Genomic DNA, 2,067 nt, shown 5'->3' with positions numbered 1-2,067 from the left:
CCTTCAATATTTCTTTTATTTGTAAATACAATGGTCCTTTTTTTCTATTCACATTCATTCCTTATCTCCTACCCTTATCTTTTTATATCTTCCATTTCCCCTGCCATAGCTGACAGTATCTCATTTTCCGTTGACATTGGGGTATCCCCGACAATCGTGCATGCCAACATTCCCGCTGCTGCTGCAAACCGGACTGTTTTCTCAGGTGAAAAGCCTGCCAATTCCCCATGTAAGATCCCGCTGGTATAAGCATCTCCTGCACCAATTCTATCATATACTGAAAAAGAGTTGTTTTCAGAAAAGTAAAACGTTTGATCTTTATACATGTACCCGCGTAAAGAATGGGTATTGTCACTATTAATCGAACGATGAGTGCCAGCTATCGAGTGAATATTGAAGGTTTTAGCAACTTTAGGAATTAGCTCTCTAAGCTGTTCTTCTCTTGAGGTACTCGCTGCCTCCATCCCTAAAATATATATGGCATCTTTTTCATTCATCATGACAATATCAGACAACGCAAGCATTTCTTCATAATGAGATTTTGCTTTATTGTAACCACCCTCCCATAAGGAGGGGCGGTAATTACAATCGAAACAAACTATTCCGCCTTTTTCTTTTACTTTTCTAGCAAGCACTTTCATACTTTCACGCACATTATCCGCCATTGCAAGGGTAATCCCACAAAAGTGGATGATATCTGTATTTTCTGCAATCACTTCAATATCATAATCAGACAATGACGCTGTATTAAAGCTGCTTTCCAGACGATTGGAGTAGGTGACACGGCTCGTTCGTTGTCCAAAGCCATTTTCCAAAAAGTACATTCCCAAGTATTTGCCGCCTCTAGTAATGAAATTCCGGCTAATTCCTAAGCGTTGCAAGGAAGAAATCGCTGCATCTCCTAGAGGATTATCAGGTAGTTTTGTAACAAGGTATCCATCATGCCCAAGCTTTGTCATCGCAGAAGCAACGTTAACTCCTGTGCCTGAAAAAGAGTATTGTAAGGTGTTAGCCTGTGTCAGTAATTCATATCCTGGCACCTGCAAACGCATCATTACTTCACCGAAAGCTACAATCTGCTTACGCATGTCTATCAACCAATTTTTTTGTTATGGCTAATAATTTCCGTACATCCTCCTCATTTGTTTTTCCAGTCTCTTTATTAATAATAGAAGAATAGATATGAGGAATAACTTTAGGCACTTTTGCTTCTAATGCGATTTCTAATATAGTCTCAAAATTATTTAAATCAATACCACCAGTTGGTTCTAAAGCAAACCCTTCTTCACCACAAGCTTTTGCAACCGCACGATACTCTTCCTCATGCTTTAGCCCTTTCATCGGGAAGTATTTCAATGCATTTCCTCCCATATCACGGACTAAAGCAATCGCAGCTTTGATAGGTACAATCGCAAGATCACTAGCTTCAGCACTTACAGGGCCTGTAGAGATATTAACGTAACCTACTTTACCTGTTGGGGAAACCAGGGAATTTATCCAACTATCTTTCTCTCCTAAATTGGCCCTTGTCGCAGCTACAGCAGGGAAGACTTGATTAATATGACTACCAGGGTAGTATTTAGCAATTTCAGCAACAACGGCTGCCTGCTTATTATCTCCAGCACCTAATCCAATCGAAACAGCTTCATCAATAGCAACCCCGTATTCCTTCATAGCTGTAACACTAGCCTCTACAGTAGGATAATCTTTCGAAAGTACCCCAACTAATACATGCCCTTCGGCAGCTTCAAAAACTTCTACTGCATTTTCTACACTATTAGCGAGAACATTTAAAGCTACACGATTATTTAGAAAACGTTTGTTTATGTTAGTCATTCTTTGTTTCCTCCTAAGATGGCTTTTAATTGAGCTTCAATGACGAATATATCATCACCTTGCAATGGTCGTGGATCAATATCGAAAAAGCCCTGGCGAACTCCGTAATCACGGGTATAAATAGCAATAACTCCATTTCTCAGCTTATCATTAACTTCCTTCGCTGTTGTATCCGTAATCACAGGATTAATATGAATGCGTGCTCTATAGATTGCTCGTCCAGCTTCATCC

The 2,067-nt window shown here is 39.8% G+C and carries 2 protein-coding genes and 1 pseudogene; all 3 read right to left on the bottom strand.

All coding sequences use genetic code 11. The annotated features are described in order from the left end of the window. Positions 1-74: 74 nt before the first annotated feature. Positions 75-1,088 (bottom strand): sugar kinase, encoded by a 1,014-nt coding sequence (locus AC1DUW_RS26840; protein WP_053345917.1) that lies wholly within the window; start codon positions 1,086-1,088, stop codon positions 75-77. Beyond that, the gene (gene dagF, locus AC1DUW_RS26835) at positions 1,081-1,836 is read right to left on the bottom strand and encodes a 2-dehydro-3-deoxy-phosphogluconate aldolase (protein ID WP_477643932.1); all 756 of its coding nucleotides are present in this window, start codon (positions 1,834-1,836) and stop codon (positions 1,081-1,083) included. Before dagF ends, AC1DUW_RS26840 begins: the two co-directional genes overlap by 8 nt. Then, positions 1,833-2,067, bottom strand: a pseudogene (locus tag AC1DUW_RS26830) (SelA-like pyridoxal phosphate-dependent enzyme); the annotation flags it as partial. The pseudogene AC1DUW_RS26830 and the gene dagF, both read right to left, overlap by 4 nt.

The organism is Peribacillus sp. P4_C12, assembly GCF_056402095.1.
Note: the sequence above shows the minus strand (reverse complement) of the source record. Positions and strands in the feature narration are given on the sequence as shown.

What these genes read in the sequence shown, in the direction of transcription:
- AC1DUW_RS26840 (WP_053345917.1), bottom strand. Translation starts at nt 1,088, where the DNA reads ATGCGTAAGCAGATTGTAGCTTTCGGTGAAGTAATGATGCGTTTGCAG.
- dagF (WP_477643932.1), bottom strand. Translation starts at nt 1,836, where the DNA reads ATGACTAACATAAACAAACGTTTTCTAAATAATCGTGTAGCTTTAAAT.